Consider the following 16265-nt stretch of genomic DNA (forward strand, 5'->3'; position numbering starts at 1 on the left):
CACGGTTCTACGCCCGCCGGCGGCGTCGAGTAAACCCATGCAGACACCGAATAAAATTCGGTTTTGAGCCAGACTCTAAGCACGCCCGACCGAAGGGCTGACCCCCTCTTTCGCCGCGCGGTCGGCTCGCGATCGCCAGATTGATCGCAGGAAACTTAACGATCCATATTCGTTTTTAATTTGCAGAGACGGTCGCTCGTTTCCGGGGCGCTCCCCCTTCGCCCCGCCGCGCGGCGGAGCGGTTTCCGGCGGCGCGCAACCCGGTTATCCTCGGCGCGGGACAGGCAGGCAGGAACGGCAGACATGCGCATCATCCTACACGCCGGCACGGTGACGACCGACGAGGGGCGGCTCATCGCGACGCTGCGGCGCGACGCGGAGGCGCATGCGGCGCGCGGCGTGGCGCTGCCGCCGCCGGACCGCTACCGCACGCTCCTGCGCGACACGCTGGTCTCCATGCGCCGGGCCGCCCCCGCGCCGGACGCGCGCGCGGTGCTCCTCGACGCGATGCTCGACCGCCCCGAGACGGAGGTCGCGCGCCTCGTGCTCTCGAACGACCGGTTCTTCGCGGCGCCGCAGCAAGCCTTCGCCGGCGGCGCGCTCTTCCCGCAGGCCGAGGAGCGGCTGGCCAACCTGCGCCGGCTCTTCCCGGAGGACCCGATCGAGCTGCGCCTCGCGATCCGCGACCCGGCGACCTTCCTGCCGGCGGTGATGGCGGTGCGCAAAAGCGAGACGCTCGAAGAGATCATGGAGGGCCTCGCGCCGCAGGACTTGCGCTGGTCCGGGCTGATCGCGCGGCTCCGCGACAGCGTGCCCGAGGTGCCGATCACCGTCTGGTGCGACGAGGACAGCCCGGTGCTCTGGGGCGCGCTCCTGCGCGACCTCGCCGGCGCGGAGGCGGAGAGCGAGGTGTCCGGCGCCTTCGACCTGCTCGAAGAGATCATGTCGGAGGAGGGCGTCGCCCGGATGCGCGCCTATCTCTCGGCGCATCCCGATCTGACGGAGGCGCTCCGGCGGCGCGCGATGCTCGCCTTCCTCGACAAATACGCCCGGCCGGACATGGTCGAGCAGGAGCTCGACGTCCCCGGCTGGACCGAGGAGACGGTCGCCGATCTGACCGCCGCCTACGACGCGGACGTGGCGCGGATCGGGCGGATGGAGGGGGTGACGCTGCTGTCGGTCTGAGCCTCAGCGCTCGGCCTTCTTCTCCCAGCGGCCCGACTCCTCGGACCAGTACTGCGCGCGGCAGCCGGCCTTGGTCAGCGCAGCCCACTGCCCGCGGGCGTGCTGCACGGCGGCCTCGTCGTTGCCGTCGAAGAGGATGCAGACCCGCTCCAGCGCCGTGACCTCCTCGGGGGCGACCTCGGCGCCGTCCACCGCCATCAGGCAGGCGGCGCCGTTCGGGGCCTCCCGCCCGGTCGTCAGCAGCACGGGCTGGCGCGCGTCGTGCGGACCGCCGGCCCGGCCGTGGGGGAGGAACTTCTCCTCCGGGCCGAGCCAGAGCTTCTCGTCGAGCCAGTCGAGGCGCGCCGCCTCGCGCCCGCGCACCGCCACCCGCCAGCCGCGCGCGAGCGAGGCCTCCAGAAGCTGAGGCAGCGCCGCCTCGAGCGGGCGGCGCGTGAGGTGGTAGAAGTAGGCCTCGCCCATCAGCCCTCGAAGCGGTCGGCCACTAGCCGGTCGAGCGCCATGACGCCCCAGCCCGTCGCGCCCTTGGGCGCGAGCGCGGTGTCCTTGGCCACCCGCGCGACGCCGGCGATGTCGATATGGACCCAGGGCGTGCCCTCCTTCACGAAACGGCCCAAGAACTGCGCCGCCGTGATCGATCCCGCCGAGCGGCCGCCCACGTTCTTCATGTCGGCGATGTCGGACTTCAGGAGCGCGTCGTAGCCCTCGCCCATCGGCAGGCGCCACGCGCCCTCGCCCTCCGCCTCGGCGGCCTTCTCGAGCGCGCCGCAGAGCGGATCGTCGTTGGAGAAGAGCCCGGCGCGCTCGTGCCCGAGCGCGATGATCATGGCCCCAGTCAGCGTGGCGAGATCGATCATGCCGGCGGGCGCGAACCGCTCCTGCGCGTACCACATCACATCGGCCAGCACGAGCCGGCCCTCGGCGTCGGTGTTGATGACCTCGATCGTGTCGCCCTTCATCGAGGTCAGAACGTCGCCGGGGCGGATCGCGGTGCCCGAGGGCATGTTTTCCACCAGCCCGACGAGGCCCACGACGTTGGCCTTCGCCTTGCGCCCCGCGAGCGCCTTCATCACGCCGGCGACGACGCCCGCGCCGCCCATATCCATGGTCATGTCCTCCATGCCCTGCGCGGGCTTGAGGGAGATGCCGCCGGTGTCGAAGACCACGCCCTTGCCGCAGAGCGCGAGCGGCGCGGCGTCGGCCTCGCCCCCCTTCCACTGCATGACGACCACCTTGGAGGGCGCCGCCGAGCCCTGCCCCACGGCGAGCAGGCTGCCCATGCCGAGCTTTTCGAGCTCCGCCTCCTCGAGCACCTCGACCTCGATGCCCATGTCGGAGAGCGCGGCGAGCCGATCGGCGAACTCGGTCGTCGTCAGCACGTTGGCGGGCTCGCTGACGAGATCGCGGGTGAAGAACACGCCCTCGGCCACGGCGCGCCGGGGGGCGAAGGCGTCCTCGGCCTCCTCGGGCTTCGAGGTCCAGACGGTGATCGCGCCGGGGGTCTCCGGGTCGTCGGCGTCCTCACCCTTCGACTTGTGGACGTCGAAGGCGTAGCCGCGCAGCGCGGCGCCGAAGGCGAGCTCGTGCAGTTGCCGGCGGTTGGCGCCGATCACGGTGATCTCGCCGCCCTTCGCCGCGCGGGCGAGCGCCGCGCCGGCCTTGCGCGCGTCCGCCACGGTCGGGCGGGGCGGCAGGTTCACGATCTCGATCCCCTCGGCCGCGACGCCGGCGGGCCAGGAGAGCGTCATCGCCTCGCCGCGCTTGACCTTCTCGAAGGCGGGCGCGGCGACCGCGCGCTCCACGGCGCCCTTCGTTAGCCGGTTGAGCCGCCGCGCCACCTGATCGAGCCGGGCGCCCGGCTCGGCGAGGACGGCGATGCGCCCGCCCCGCTCGGCGAGCGCGTCGGCGTCGGGGGCTTCGAAACGGACGGAGGCGGGCACGGTCATGGAAGGTCCTCTTCTCTGCTCGGATACGGCTCGCCCGAGTCCTAGAGCGCGTCCCGGCCGATGACCAGATTGGAGTTCACCCCCCCGGCGGGTTCCGGTAGGTTCCGGGACGCACCACGCCCGAGGGGGAGCGCTTGGCGAGATTCGACCGATATCTGATCGGACAGCTCATGGTGCTGTTCGGCTTCTTCTCGCTCGTCCTCGTCGGCGTCTACTGGGTCAACCGGGCGGTGATCCTCTTCGACGACCTCGTGGCGGACGGCCACGCCGCGTCGATCTTCCTCGAGTTCACGCTGCTCTGGCTGCCCAAGGTGATCGCGCTCGTGCTGCCGATGGCGGCCTTCGCGGCGACGGTCTACGTGATCAACCGTCTCGCCGGCGAGAGCGAGCTGACCGTGATGCAGGCCACCGGCTTCTCGCCGTGGCGGATCGCGCGGCCCGTCGCGCTCTTCGGGCTGATCGTGGCGAGCCTGATGGCGGTGCTGACGAATTTTCTGGTCCCCGCGGCGGAGGCGGAGCTCGACCGGCGGGAGGTCGAAATCTCCGCCTCCGTCTCGGCGCGGCTCCTGCGCGAGGGCACCTTCCTGCATCCGACCGGCGGCGTGACCTTCTACATCCGCGAGATCACGCCGGAGGGCGCGCTGCGCGACGTCTATCTGTCCGACCGGCGGCGCGCGGACCGCCCGGTGACCTACACCGCCGAGCGCGCGTTCCTCGTGCGCGACGGCGAGAGCGCGCAGCTCGTCATGGTGGACGGCCTCGCGCAGACGCTGGAGGCGGGGGCGCAGCGCCTCTCGGTCACCCGCTTCGCCGAGTTCTCCTACGACGTCAGCCGCCTGATCGCCGCGGCGCGCCCGGCGCGCGACCGCCGCTCGCACCTGCCGACCCTCACGCTCCTGCGCGATCCCGCGGGCGTGGCCGAGCGCATCGGCACCTCCACCGCCCGCGTGCTGGAAGAGGCGCACATGCGGCTGCAGCAACCGCTGCTCGCCGTCGTGGCGGCGCTGATCGGCGCGGCGACGCTGCTCGCCGGGGGGTTCAGCCGCATGGGGCTCGGCCCGCAGATGGCGCTCGCCGTGCTCTTTCTCGTGGCGGTCAAGATGATCGAGGGCGCGCTCGGCAACCTCGTGCAGAGCGTCGCGCGGGCCTGGCCGGCCGTCTATCTGCCGAGCGTCGCGGGGCTCGCCATCGCGGGGGCGCTCCTGGCCTTCGCCGCGCGCACCCGGCGGCGGCCGGCCGCGAGCGAGGGCGCGGCGGCATGACGCTGCATCGCTACTTCGCGCGCCGCTTCGCCGTGCTGTTTCTGGCCACGGCGGCCGCCATCGCGCTCTTCGTCGGGCTGATCGACCTCGTCGAGCAGGTGCGGCGCGCCGACGGGGCGCTCGGGTTCGGTCAGGTGCTGACGCTCACGCTCCTCAACCTGCCGACCGGCGTCTACGAATTCCTGCCGCTCGTCGTGATCCTCGCCGCGATCGCGCTCTTCCTCGGCCTCGCGCGGTCCTCCGAGCTTGTGGTGACCCGCGCGGCGGGGCGCTCGGGGCTCGCGGTGCTCATCGGCCCGGTGATCGTCGCCGCGGTGATCGGCGCGCTCGCGGTGGCGATGCTGAACCCGATCGTCGCCGCGACCTCGAAGCGCTATTCCGAGCTGCGCGAGATCTACACCGGCGACGGTTCCGTGCTCTCGATCGGGCGCGAGGGGCTCTGGCTGCGCGAGGGCGGCGCCGGGGGGCAGACCGTGATCCGCGCGGCGCGCACCAATGCGGACGCCACGGTGCTCTTCGACGTCAGCTTCGTGGACTACGCCCAGGCCGGAGGGCCGGTGCGCCGGATCGAGGCGGCGCGCGCCGCGCTCGGCGACGAGGGCTGGACCCTCTCGGACGCCAAGCTCTGGCCGCTCGGCCCCGGCGTCACGCCGGAGGCGGGCGCAGAGCGCCACGACCGGCTCACGGTGCCCACGACGCTCACGCGGGAGCGGATCCGCGACCGGTTCGGGCAGCCGGACGCGGTGGCGATCTGGCGGCTGCCCGCGTTCATCGGCGACCTCGAGACGGCGGGTTTCTCGGCGCGCCGGCACGCCGTCTGGCTGCAGATGGAGCTCGCGCGGCCGGTCTTTCTCGTGGCGCTGGTGATCGTGGCGGCGGGCTTCACAATGCGCCACCCCCGCGCCGGGCGCACGGGGGTCAACGTGCTCGCGGCGGTGCTTCTGGGCTTCGGGCTGCACTACATCCGCAACCTCGCGCAGGTGCTGGGCGAGACGGGCCAGATCGCGCCGTGGATCGCCGCCTGGACGCCGCCGGTGGCGGCGCTGCTCCTCGCGCTCGGGCTTCTCCTGCAACGGGAGGAAGGCTGATGCGCGGGGGGCTTCGGGCCGTCGCCGCCGCTCTCGCCCTCGCCCTCGCGGCCTGGGGCGCCGAGGCGCAGCCGCAGGACGCGGCCGCAGCCCCGGCGATCCTCGTCGCCGACACCATCTACCTCGAAGGCGAGACGCGCCTCATCGCCGAGGGCGGCGTCGAGGTGGTGCAGGGCGCGCGCCGGCTGGAGGCCGCGCGCGTGACCTACGACGCGAGTGCGGAGCGGGTCGCGATCGAGGGCCCCTTGCGGCTGACCGACGGGGACGGCGCGGCGGTGCTCATCGCCGAAGCCGCCGCGCTCGACCTGGATCTCCGCGACGGGCTGATCCGCAGCGCGCGGCTGGTGCTCGACCGCCAGCTTCAGCTCGCCGCGGCGCGCATCGACCGCCGCGCGGGGCGCTACACCGTGCTCACCGACACCGCCGTCACCTCCTGCCAGGTCTGCGCCCGGGGCCGCGCGCCGCTCTGGCAGATCCGGGCGCGGCGCGTCCTCCACGACGAGGCGGCCCGGCAGCTCTATTTCGACGGCGCGCAGCTGCGGGTCTTCGACGTGCCGGTGCTCTACCTGCCCCGGCTGCGGCTGCCCGATCCGACGAACCGCCGCGCCCGCGGCTTTCTGGTGCCCGAGGTCCGCAGCACCACGCAGATCGGGGCGGGTCTGCGCCTGCCCTATTTCATCCCGCTCGGCCCGCATCGCGACCTGACGGTGGCCCCGCTGCTCTCGCCCGAGACGCGCACGCTCTTCTTCCGCTACCGGCAGGCCATGCGCCGCGGCGACCTCATGCTGCGCGGGGCGCTGAGCTCGGACGACCTGCGCCCGGACCGGCTGCGCGGCTATCTGTTCGCGGACGGCGAGGTGGCGCTGGGGCGGGGATATCGCCTCACCTTCGGGCTCAAGACGACCTCGGACGAGCTCTACCTCGCCGAATACGGCGTGACCGACACCGACCGGCTGCAGAGCGAGGTGGCGATCTCGCGGGTCCGCCGGACCGGCGTCGACACGGCGCGGCTCGCCTATTACCAGTCCCTGCGCGCCGGCGAGGCGAACGCGACGCTGCCCTCGCTCGTCCTCGACGCCGCGCGCGAGCGCCGGGTCGCCCTGCCCCGCATCGGCGGCGACCTGCGCCTCTTCGCGGATCTGCACGCCCACCGCCGCGCCTCCGACCGGGACGGCGTCGGACGCGACATGGCGCGCCTCTCGGCGGGCGCGCTCTGGACACGGGCCTGGACCGGCGCGGCGGGGCTGCGCTTCGGGCTGACGGCGGGGCTGCGCGCGGACGGGTTCCGAGTGCGCCAGGACAGCGCCGCGGCGCCGCGCGCGGCGGTGGTCACGCCCGCCGCCCGGGCGACGCTGCGCTGGCCCCTCCTGCGCCGGCGGGCCGGCGGCGCGCGTCACCTGCTGGAGCCGGTCGCGATGGTCGCCTGGTCCGGGGGGTCGCGCCCGGACGTGCCCAACGAGGCGAGCACCACGCCCGAGTTAGACACCGCCAACCTGCTGGCGCTCAGCCGGTTCCCCAGCGCCGACCGGCAGGAGCGCGGCTGGCGCGCGGCCGGCGGGCTGCGCTGGCGGCGCGTCGCGCCCGAGGGGCCGGACGTGGGCCTGACGCTGGGGCGCGTCTGGCGGCGCGAGGCGGAGGACGCCTTCAGCGCCACCTCCGGGCTCGACGGCCGGCGCTCGGACTGGCTGTTGGCGGGGGAACTGGACCTCGCGCACGGGCTGGACATCGCCGCGCGCGGCATCATCGGCCCGCAATTCGACGTGCCGCGCGCCGAGGCGCGGGCGCGCTGGCGCACGGAGCGGCTGGATCTTTCGGCGACCTACCTCCTTCTGGAAAAGGACGCGGCCGAGGGACGGGACGACTCGCTGTCGGAATGGGGCCTCGACGGGCGCTACCGCCTCACGCGGCACTGGACCGGCTCGGCCGGGTATCGCTACGATCTGGCGCAGGACAGCGCGGCGCGCGCGGACCTCGATCTCGTCTACACGAACGAGTGCGTGGCGGTCCGCCTTTCCGCCTCGCGGACCTTCGCCAGTTCCGTTACGCTCGAGGGCAGCACGGATTTCGGGCTGACCGTCGCGCTGAAAGGGTTTAGCACGGGCGACAGCGCCAAGGAGGACCGACGCAGATGCAACTGACGCGACCGACCGCCGCCACGCGTCTCCTGGCCGCCGGGTGTCTGGCGCTCGCCGCCATCCTCGCCGCCGGCGCCACGGCAGCGCAGGGCCTGTTCTCGCCGGCGATCGTGGTGAACGACACGGTGATCTCGCGCTTCGACGTCGAGCAGCGCGCGCGGTTTCTCTCCCTGCTCAACACGCCCGGCGACATCGAGGCGACGGCGCGCGAGCAGCTCATCGACGAGAGCCTGCAACTCGCCGAGGCGGCGCGCCTCGATCGCCTGCCCGACGCGGAGGCCGTCGAGCGCGGCATGGCCGAATTCGCCGCCCGCGGCGACCTGAGCACCGAGGACTTCGTCGCGCTCCTCGCCGAACAGGGGGTCGACGCCGCCACCTTCGAGCGCTTCGTGCGCGCCGGCGTCGCTTGGCGGGGCGTCGTGCGCGCGCGCTTCGGCGGCCGGGCGCGGCCGTCGGAGGCGGCCGTGGACCGCGCCATCGCCGGCGCGGGCGCCACGTCGAACCTGCGCGTGCTTCTGTCCGAGATCGTGCTGCCCGCGCCGCCCGGACAGGCGCAGGCCGCGCGGGCCGAGGCGGAGCGCCTCTCGGAGATCACCTCGGTCGAGGCCTTCTCGGAGGCCGCGCGCACGCTCTCGGCGAGCCCCTCGGCGCGGGACGGCGGCCGGCTCGACTGGCAGCCGATCACCCGCTACCCGCAGCAACTGCGCCCGGCGCTTCTGTCGCTCGCCCCCGGCGAGGTGACGGACCCGCTCCCGCTCGAGGGCGCGGTCGCCCTCCTGCAACTGCGCGCGATCGACGAAGCCGCCTACGAGGCGCCGGAGGTCGCTGAAATCGACTACGCCACCTACCTGATCCCCGGCGGGCGCAGCGAGAGCGCGCTCACCGAGGCTCGCCGCATCCGCACGCAGGTGGACCGCTGCGACGACCTCTACGGCATCGCCAAGGAGCAACCGGACGAGCGGCTCGTCCGCGAGAGCGCCGCGCCCGGGGATCTGCCGCGGGACGTGGCGCTGGAACTGGCCCGGCTCGACGCCGGCGAAGTATCCACCGCCCTCACGCGGACCGGGCCGGACGGCGCCCCCGCGCTGATGGTCCTCACGCTCTGCCAGCGCACGCCCGCCGCGGTGGTGGACACGCCCCGCGACGAGGTGGCGCGCGCCCTGCTCAACCGCCGCCTCGAATCGCTTGCCGAAGGGTACCTGCAGCAGCTCAGGGCGAACGCGCGCATCGTCGAACCATGAGCGCGCGCCCCGTCGCCGTCACCTGCGGCGAGCCCGCCGGCATCGGCCCGGAACTCGCGGCGAAGGCCTGGGAAAAGCTCGGCGCCACCCTGCCCTTCTTCCTGATCGGCGACCCCCGCCACCTGCCCGCCGGCACGCCCGTCGCCGAGATCGCGGCACCGGAGGAGGCCGCGGGCGCGGCGGCGCACGGTCTGCCCGTCCTCGCGCATCCCTTCCCGGCCGCCGCGACGCCGGGCCGCCCCGACCCGCGCAACGCCCAAGGCGTGATCGACGCGATCGCGCGGGGCGTCGCGCTCGTGCAGGAGGGCGCTGCCGGCGCGGTCTGCACGCTGCCCATCCACAAGCAGGCGCTGGCCGAGGGGGCGGGCTTCGCCTACCCGGGGCACACCGAATACCTCGCCGCGCTCGCGGGCGTGGACGATGTGGTGATGATGCTCGCCTCGCCGGAGCTTCGCGTTGTGCCGGCGACGATCCACATTCCCCTGTCCGAGGTGCCCGGTGCGCTGACCGCAGCGCACCTCGAGACCGTGCTGCGCCTCACGCACGACGGCCTTCGCACACGCTTCGGCCTCGCCCGGCCACGCATCGCGGTCGCGGGGCTCAACCCGCATGCCGGCGAAGGCGGGCGGATGGGCCGCGAGGAGATCGAGGTGATCGCCCCCGTCCTCGACCGACTCCGCGCCGAGGGCATGGACCTCGACGGCCCGCGCGCGGCCGACACGATGTTCCACGCCGCCGCCCGCGCGGGCTACGACGCGGCGGTGGCGATGTACCACGACCAGGCGCTGATCCCGATCAAGACGCTGGATTTCGACCGCGGCGTGAACCTGACGCTCGGGCTGCCCTTCGTGCGGACCTCGCCCGATCACGGCACCGCCTTCGACATCGCCGGCACCGGGCGGGCGAACGCCGCCTCCACCGTGGCGGCCCTGCGCCTCGCGGCGGAGCTCGCGGGAGGTGAGGCATGAGCGTCGCGGAGAAAATTCTTCGTCCGAGGAATTTTCGGCGCGCCTCGTCCGTCGGCGAATTTTCGTACGAAAATTCGCCCTGCGCCGCGCGAGCCGGATGAGCGCGCTCGCCGACCTGCCGCCGCTGCGCGCGGTGATCGCGCGCCACGGGCTCGCCGCGCGCAAGGCGCTCGGGCAGAACTTCATCCTCGATCTGAACCTGACCCGCCGGATCGCGCGCACCGCGGGCGACCTTTCGGGCGCGGACGTCTTCGAGGTGGGCCCCGGCCCCGGCGGGCTCACCCGCGGGCTGTTGATGGAGGGGGCGCGGCATGTCCTCGCCGTGGAGAAGGACCCGCGCTGCCTGCACGCGCTGGAGGAGATCGCCGCCGCCGCGCCGGGCCGGCTCACCGTCCTGCAGGGCGACGCGCTGGAGATCGACCCGCGCGATCATCTCACGCCGCCGATCCGGATCGTCGCCAACCTGCCCTACAACGTCGGCACCGAGCTCCTCGTGCGCTGGCTCACGCCGCCGGTCTGGCCGCCCGCGTGGGAAAGCCTGACGCTCATGTTCCAGCGCGAGGTGGCCGATCGGATCGTGGCCGAGCCGGGCAGCAAGGCCTACGGCCGGCTGGCCGTGCTGGCGCAGTGGCGCTGCGACGCGCGGATCGCTTTCACGCTGCCGCCCGCGGCCTTCACCCCGCCCCCCAAGGTGGCCTCGGCGGTGGTGCATCTGGAGGCGTTGCCGGCGCCGCGCTTTCCCGCGCCCGCGGAAGCGCTGCAGCGCTTGACCGCCGCGGCCTTCAACCAGCGCCGGAAGATGCTGCGCGCCGCGCTCAAGGGCCTCGCCCCGGACATCGAGGACCGGCTCGCCGAGGCGGGGATCGCCCCCACCGCGCGGGCCGAGACCGTGCCGCTCGAGAAGTTCTGCGCCCTCGCCCGCGCGCTGGCGCGCTAGGCGCTCACTCGGCGGCGGCCTTGCCGCCTTCGGAGCCCTCGCCGCCGGAGCTCTCGCCGCCCTCGGACGCGCCCGTCTCGCGCGACTGTCCGCCGCCGGACTTGCCGCCCTTGTCGGTCTCGCCCTTGCCGGCCTCGCCTTTCGCGGCGTCCCCCTTCGCGCCGTCGCTCTTGCGGCTGCGGGGCTTGCGGGCGCGCGGCTTGGGCTTCGGCGCCTCTTCCGGCGTCTCGACGAGCGTGCTGTCGCCCTCGGGCGCGGCGCCCTCGGGCGTCTCGGCCGGCGCCGCGGCCGCCTCGGCGGCGCCGCCCTTGCCGCCGCTCTCGCGCTCCTGGCGCTCGGCGCGCTCACGGTCGCGCTGCGCCTGGCGTTCGCGGTTCTCGCGTTCCTGCTGCTCGCGGCGCGCGTCCTGCTCGCGCTGCGCCTCGGAAAGGAGCCGCAGGTAGTGCTCGGCGTGCTGCTGGAAGTTCTCGGCCGCGACGCGATCGTTCGCCAGCCCCGCATCGCGCGCCAGCTGGTTGTACTTGTCGATGATCTGCTGCGGCGTGCCGCGGACCTTGCCCTCCGGGCCCGAGCTGTCGAAGACCCGGTTGACGACGTTGCCCACCGAACGGGAGCGGTTCGATTTCGACCGCGACCTGGGTTTGGAAGATCTCATGCAGTCCTGTCCAGCCTGAGTGTCCGATCCCGCCCTGTGCGCCTATGTCGCGCGGTGTCCGCGCCGTTCATGTCTGCCAAGGCGGTGTTTTTGGCTTGAGGCCTCGAGCGACGCTCCGGTCGGGCGTCCCGCTGCGCGGCTTGTCTCTGACTAAACACGTCAGCCTCGCCGTTACAAGGGGCAATCTGCCGGAAAGTTGCGTCATTCCGGCGCCTCCGCCGGCCGTCGCCGCGCCGCCACCACGCGATCCCGCCCGTCGAGATCGGGGCGAACCGCCACCGCGTCGAGCCCCGCCGCGCGCAGGAGCGCCGCCACCGGCGCGCCCTGCGTCATGCCGATCTCCACGAGAAGCCGCCCGGCCGGAGCGAGCAGCCGGGGCGCCGCCGCGGCGATCGCGCGATAGGCGGCGAGCCCGTCGCCCCCGGGCGTCAGCGCCATGCGCGGCTCGCGCGCGACCTCCGGCGCGACCTCGGCCATCTCCGCCTCGGCGAGGTAGGGCGGGTTCGACACGATCAGTTCGAAGGGCCCCGCGATCCCCTCGGCCCAGTCGGCGCGGCGGAGCGTCAATCGGGACGCGACGCCGTGGCGCGCGGCGTTCTCCGCGGCGACCTCGAGGGCGGCGTGCGAGAGATCGGTCGCCACGCCCGTCGCCTCCGGCCGCTCGGCGAGCAGCGTCACGGCGAGCGCGCCACTCCCGGTGCCGAGATCGAGCACCCGGGCGAAGGGCGCCTCCAGCGCGGCGGCAACGAGGCTCTCGGTCTCGGGCCGCGGATCGAGCACATCCGCCGTCACGCGAAAGCTCCGCCCCCAGAAGAGGCGCCGGCCGAGGATATGCGCCACCGGCTCGCGCGCCGCGCGCCGGTCGAGCATCGCCGCGTAGGCCGCCGCCGCGGCCGCGTCCACCGGGTCGGGCCCCATGATCGCGAGGCGGCCGGCCTCCACGCCGAGCGCCTCGGCCAGCAGCAGCCGCGCGTCGCGCGCCGGGCTCTCGACCCCCGCCGCCGCGAGCCGCGCGCGCCCCTCGGCCAGCGCCGCGGCGACGCTCATTCCTCCATCTCGGCCAGTTGCGCCGCCTGCGCCTCGGCCTGCAGGGCGTCGATCACCTCGTCGAGGTCGCCCTGCATCACCTGGTCGAGCTTGTAGAGCGTGAGGTTGATCCGGTGATCCGTCAGCCGCCCTTGCGGGAAATTGTAGGTGCGGATGCGCTCGGAGCGGTCGCCGCCGCCCACCTGCGCGCGGCGCTCCGAGGCGCGCGCCTCCGCGGCGCGGCGGCGCTCCATGTCGTAGAGGCGCGCGCGCAGCACCTCGAGCGCGATCTCGCGGTTGCGGTGCTGCGACTTCTCCGAGCTCGTCACGACGAGGCCGGTGGGCACATGCGTGACGCGCACCGCCGAATCGGTGGTGTTGACGTGCTGCCCCCCGGCGCCGGAGGCGCGCATGGTGTCGATGCGCAGGTCCGCCGGGTCGATCGCCACGTCGACCTCGGCCGCCTCGGGCAGCACGGCGACGGTGGCGGCCGAGGTGTGGATGCGCCCGCCCGACTCGGTCGCCGGCACGCGCTGCACGCGGTGGACGCCGGATTCGTACTTGAGCCGGGCGAAGACGCCCTCGCCCCTGATGCGCACGACGGCCTCGCGGACGCCGCCGAGATCGCTCTCGGCGAGCTCCACCACCTCGACGCGCCAGCCCTTCGCCTCGGCGTAGCGCTGATACATGCGCAGAAGGTCCCCGGCGAAGAGCGCCGCCTCCTCGCCGCCGGTGCCGGGCCGGATCTCGAGCACGGCGGGGCGCGCGTCGGCGGCGTCGCGCGGCAGGAGCGCGTGTTTCACCGACTGCTCGGCCTGGGGCAGCTCGGCGCGCAGGCGGTCCACCTCCTCACGGGCGAGCGCGGCCATCTCTGGGTCGTCGCAGAGCGCCTCGGCCTCGGCGAGCGCGGCGCAGAGGCGGCGCCAGCGGTCGATCGCGGCCATGACCGGGCGCAGCTCGGCGTGCTCGCGCGCGAGCGCGACGGGGTCGCCGCCGCCCTCGGCGAGCCGCGCCTCGACATAGGAGAAGCGCTGCGCGATCTGCTCCAGCCGGTCCTCGGGGATCATGCGCGCGTCAGTCCTTCATCCGCGTCACCGGGTCAAGTGGGCGCCGCCCAAGCCGCTTGGAAGCGGCTTGGGCCAAGCGGTTTCGAAACCGCTTGGCCGGGGCGGTCAAAGACGCCCCGGCCTCAGCTCTCCGCCCGCAGCGCGGCGATCCAGCGATCGACGCGGGCGCGGTTCACGCCCATGTCCGAGGTCCCGAAGCGCAACCGGCCGTGGATTATCAGGTCGTCGCCCTCCTGCGCCACGGTCGTGTAATCCGGAAAACCCCAGAGCGCCGAGCGCGTGACGTAGGTCACCATGCCCTCGGCGACCGACCCGGCGAGCACCTGCGTCCGCGGCGTCGCCCGCGCGATGGCGTCGAAGCGGCGCAGTGCCTCCGGCCCCGCCCCCGCGACGCGCCGCTTGACGCCGCCCGTCAGGTCCTCGTCCCCCGTGACCTCAGGCGCGACGTGCCAGCGCGCCGGATCGCTCGGCGCGAAGCGCACCCAGGCGGCGAAATTCGCCGCCACCAGCAGGATCAGAACCCCGAGCCAGATCACCACCTTCACGTCTCCGTTCCTTCCCCGGCCGCACGCGCGAGCCGCGCCTGCCCGATCAGACACAGGATTTCCACCGCCGCATGCGCGCCCGCGACCGCCGTCGCGCCCGTCGTGTCGAAGGGCGGCGCCACCTCGACCACGTCGCCGCCCCGGATGTCGAGCCCGGCGAGGCCCTGCAGGAGCGCCGCCGCCTGCCAGCTCGCCAGCCCGCCCCAGACCGGCGTGCCGGTCCCCGGCGCGAAGGCCGGGTCGAGCGCGTCGATGTCGAAGCTGAGGTAGGCCGGCCCCGCCCCCACGATCCGCCGCGCCTGCGCGGCGACCGCGGCGACGCCGTTCTCGTGCACCTCGCGCGCGTCGATCACCGCGATGCCGAGGGGGTCGGGATTGTAGGTGCGGATGCCGATCTGCACCGAGCGCGCCGGCTCGATCAGCCCGCGCTTCACCGCCTTGTAGAACATCGTGCCGTGATCGACGCGGGCCGGGGCGTCGTCGGCCCAGGTGTCGGTGTGCGCGTCGAACTGGATGAGCGCGAGCGGCCCGAACTTCGCCGCGTAAGCCTCGAGGATCGGGAGAGAAATCGAGTGATCCCCGCCGAGCGTCAGGCTCGCCGCGCCGCTCTCGAGGATACCCGCGACATGCGCCCGGATCGCCTCCGGCGCCTCGGCGGGGCGCGCATAGTCGAAAGCCAGATCGCCGTGATCCGCGATCGCCAGCGCCTCCATCGGGTTCCAGCCGCCCCAGCCCCAGGGCGGGTCGTAGGTCTGCAGCGCGCTCGCCTCGCGGATGGCGCGCGGGCCGAGGCGCGCGCCGGGGCGGTTCGTCACCGCCTGGTCGAAGGCCACGCCAGTCACGGCGACGTCGACGCCGCGCAGGTCCTTGGTGTAGCGCCGGCGCAGGAAGGAGGTCGCGCCGGCGAAGGTGTTCTCGAAGCTCGCGCCCCTCAGGTCCTCCCGGGTGAAGGCGTGGTCGATCTGTTTCGCGGCGTCCTCGAGGGCCATGCGCTCACTCCGCGGGCAGCGCCCGCTCGACGAGGCGGGCGTAGAGGCTCGCGCCCACCGGCGCGATCCGGTCGTTGAAGTCGAAGGCCGGGTGATGACACATCGGCGTCTCCCCCTGCCCCACGAGGAGATAGGCCCCCGGCCGCGCCTCGAGAAGATAGGCGAAGTCCTCCGCGCCCATACTCGGCTCGGTCTCAAGGTCCACCGCCTCGCCCACCACGTCGCGGGCGACCTCGGCGGCGAAGGCCGTCTCGCGCGGGTGGTTGACGGTCGCGGGATACCAGCGGTCGTAGTCGAGCGCGGCGGTCACGCCATGCGCCGCCGCGACGCCCTCGACGATCGCGCGCACCCGCGCCTCCGCCCAGTCGCGCCAGCCGGCGTCGAAGCTGCGCACCGTCCCGGCGAGGCGCGCGACCTCGGGGATCACGTTCGTCGTCGTGCCCGCCTCGATCTGCGTGAGCGCCACGCGCAGCTCGGCGCGCGGGTCGGCCTCGGCCGGCAGGCTGCGGATCGCCTGCGCGATGGCGAGCGCGGGGCCGATCGGGTCGCGCGCCTCGTGCGGGCGCGCGGCGTGCCCGCCGCGCCCCGTCAGCGTCAGCCGGACATCGTCCACCGCCGCCATGATCGGGCCCGCGCGGGTGGCCACGTGGCCCTCGGGCAGGCCGGGGCGGTTGTGGAGCGCGTAGACCTCGCGCAGCTCGAAGCGGTCGGGCACGCCCTCGTCCACCATGACGCCGCCGCCGCCGCCGTCCTCCTCGGCCGGCTGGAAGAGAAGCACCGCGCGCCCGGCGAAATTGCGCGTCTCGGCCAGATACTGCGCCGCGCCGAGGAGCATCGCGGTGTGCCCATCGTGGCCGCAGGCATGCGCGCGGCCCGGCACGGTGGAGGCCCAGGCCGCCCCGCTCTCGTCCGGCATCGGCAGCGCGTCCATGTCGGCGCGCAGCCCCACCGCCGGGCCGTCGGCGCGCCCCCGGATCACGGCGACGACGCCGGTGCGCGCCACGCCCTCGTGCACCTCGTCCACGCCGAAGGCGCGCAGGCGCTCGGCCACGAAGCGCGCCGTCGCGTGGCAGTCGAAGCCGATCTCGGGGTGCGCGTGCAGGTGGCGCCGCCAGCCGGCCATCTCGTCCGAGAGCGCGGCGATGCGGTTGATGACGGGCATGGACTCCCTTTCTCTCGCAGGTCAGATTTCCACTTGAACAGCAACACGGTGCCCGCCGC

The 16265-nt window shown here is 74.0% G+C and carries 15 protein-coding genes; 7 read left to right on the forward strand and 8 right to left on the reverse strand.

Annotated elements, in window-relative coordinates; translation table 11 throughout:
- Positions 1 to 303: 303 nt before the first annotated feature.
- Positions 304 to 1185: a hypothetical protein gene (locus DRV84_RS02430; RefSeq protein WP_115978271.1), complete on the forward strand. Its 882-nt coding sequence runs from the start codon at positions 304 to 306 to the stop codon at positions 1183 to 1185.
- A gap of 3 nt (positions 1186 to 1188) precedes the next feature.
- On the opposite strand, the gene DRV84_RS02435 is transcribed toward DRV84_RS02430, so the two are convergent.
- Both DRV84_RS02435 and DRV84_RS02440 read right to left on the reverse strand, forming a co-directional pair.
- Complete coding sequence (locus DRV84_RS02435; RefSeq protein ID WP_115978272.1) at positions 1189 to 1647, reverse strand: DNA polymerase III subunit chi; 459 nt, start codon at positions 1645 to 1647, stop codon at positions 1189 to 1191.
- Positions 1647 to 3131, reverse strand: a complete 1485-nt coding sequence (locus tag DRV84_RS02440; RefSeq protein WP_115978273.1) for a leucyl aminopeptidase — start codon at positions 3129 to 3131, stop codon at positions 1647 to 1649. Before DRV84_RS02440 ends, DRV84_RS02435 begins: the two co-directional genes overlap by 1 nt.
- A gap of 134 nt (positions 3132 to 3265) precedes the next feature.
- Here DRV84_RS02440 and lptF point away from each other — a divergent pair, with 134 nt between their 5' ends.
- The 6 genes from lptF (at position 3266) to rsmA (ending at position 10762) form a co-directional block, all read left to right on the forward strand.
- Complete coding sequence (gene lptF, locus DRV84_RS02445; RefSeq protein ID WP_239994965.1) at positions 3266 to 4393, forward strand: LPS export ABC transporter permease LptF; 1128 nt, start codon at positions 3266 to 3268, stop codon at positions 4391 to 4393.
- Entirely contained in the window at positions 4390 to 5481 is a 1092-nt protein-coding gene (gene lptG / locus DRV84_RS02450) for an LPS export ABC transporter permease LptG (protein WP_115978274.1), read from the forward strand. Before lptF ends, lptG begins: the two co-directional genes overlap by 4 nt.
- The gene (locus tag DRV84_RS02455; protein WP_115978275.1) at positions 5481 to 7619 is read left to right on the forward strand and encodes an LPS-assembly protein LptD; all 2139 of its coding nucleotides are present in this window, start codon (positions 5481 to 5483) and stop codon (positions 7617 to 7619) included. The genes lptG and DRV84_RS02455 overlap by 1 nt, the downstream gene beginning before the upstream one ends.
- Positions 7610 to 8857, forward strand: coding sequence for a peptidylprolyl isomerase (locus DRV84_RS02460; RefSeq protein ID WP_115978276.1), 1248 nt, complete (start codon positions 7610 to 7612; stop codon positions 8855 to 8857). The genes DRV84_RS02455 and DRV84_RS02460 overlap by 10 nt, the downstream gene beginning before the upstream one ends.
- Positions 8854 to 9825, forward strand: a complete 972-nt coding sequence (gene pdxA, locus DRV84_RS02465) for a 4-hydroxythreonine-4-phosphate dehydrogenase PdxA (RefSeq protein ID WP_115978277.1) — start codon at positions 8854 to 8856, stop codon at positions 9823 to 9825. The genes DRV84_RS02460 and pdxA overlap by 4 nt, the downstream gene beginning before the upstream one ends.
- Positions 9826 to 9922: 97 nt before the next feature.
- Positions 9923 to 10762 (forward strand): 16S rRNA (adenine(1518)-N(6)/adenine(1519)-N(6))-dimethyltransferase RsmA, encoded by an 840-nt coding sequence (gene rsmA, locus DRV84_RS02470; protein WP_115978278.1) that lies wholly within the window; start codon positions 9923 to 9925, stop codon positions 10760 to 10762.
- 4 nt (positions 10763 to 10766) lie between these two features.
- Here the strand turns inward: rsmA and DRV84_RS02475 are convergent, their stop codons facing one another.
- From DRV84_RS02475 to DRV84_RS02500, 6 genes are all read right to left on the reverse strand, one after another.
- Complete coding sequence (locus DRV84_RS02475) at positions 10767 to 11417, reverse strand: DUF4167 domain-containing protein (protein WP_115978279.1); 651 nt, start codon at positions 11415 to 11417, stop codon at positions 10767 to 10769.
- Between the two features lie 201 nt (positions 11418 to 11618).
- Entirely contained in the window at positions 11619 to 12464 is an 846-nt protein-coding gene (gene prmC / locus DRV84_RS02480) for a peptide chain release factor N(5)-glutamine methyltransferase (RefSeq protein WP_115978280.1), read from the reverse strand.
- Positions 12461 to 13510 (reverse strand): peptide chain release factor 1, encoded by a 1050-nt coding sequence (prfA, locus tag DRV84_RS02485; RefSeq protein WP_115978281.1) that lies wholly within the window; start codon positions 13508 to 13510, stop codon positions 12461 to 12463. The genes prmC and prfA overlap by 4 nt, the downstream gene beginning before the upstream one ends.
- A gap of 122 nt (positions 13511 to 13632) precedes the next feature.
- The gene (locus tag DRV84_RS02490) at positions 13633 to 14055 is read right to left on the reverse strand and encodes a DUF1499 domain-containing protein (RefSeq protein WP_115978282.1); all 423 of its coding nucleotides are present in this window, start codon (positions 14053 to 14055) and stop codon (positions 13633 to 13635) included.
- Complete coding sequence (gene speB, locus DRV84_RS02495) at positions 14052 to 15044, reverse strand: agmatinase (protein ID WP_115978283.1); 993 nt, start codon at positions 15042 to 15044, stop codon at positions 14052 to 14054. The genes DRV84_RS02490 and speB overlap by 4 nt, the downstream gene beginning before the upstream one ends.
- A gap of 4 nt (positions 15045 to 15048) precedes the next feature.
- Positions 15049 to 16206, reverse strand: a complete 1158-nt coding sequence (locus DRV84_RS02500; RefSeq protein ID WP_115978284.1) for an amidohydrolase — start codon at positions 16204 to 16206, stop codon at positions 15049 to 15051.
- Between the last annotated feature and the right edge of the window lie 59 nt (positions 16207 to 16265).

The sequence above is a fragment of the Rhodosalinus sediminis genome (assembly GCF_003385555.1).
GTDB classification, from domain to species: domain Bacteria; phylum Pseudomonadota; class Alphaproteobacteria; order Rhodobacterales; family Rhodobacteraceae; genus Rhodosalinus; species Rhodosalinus sediminis.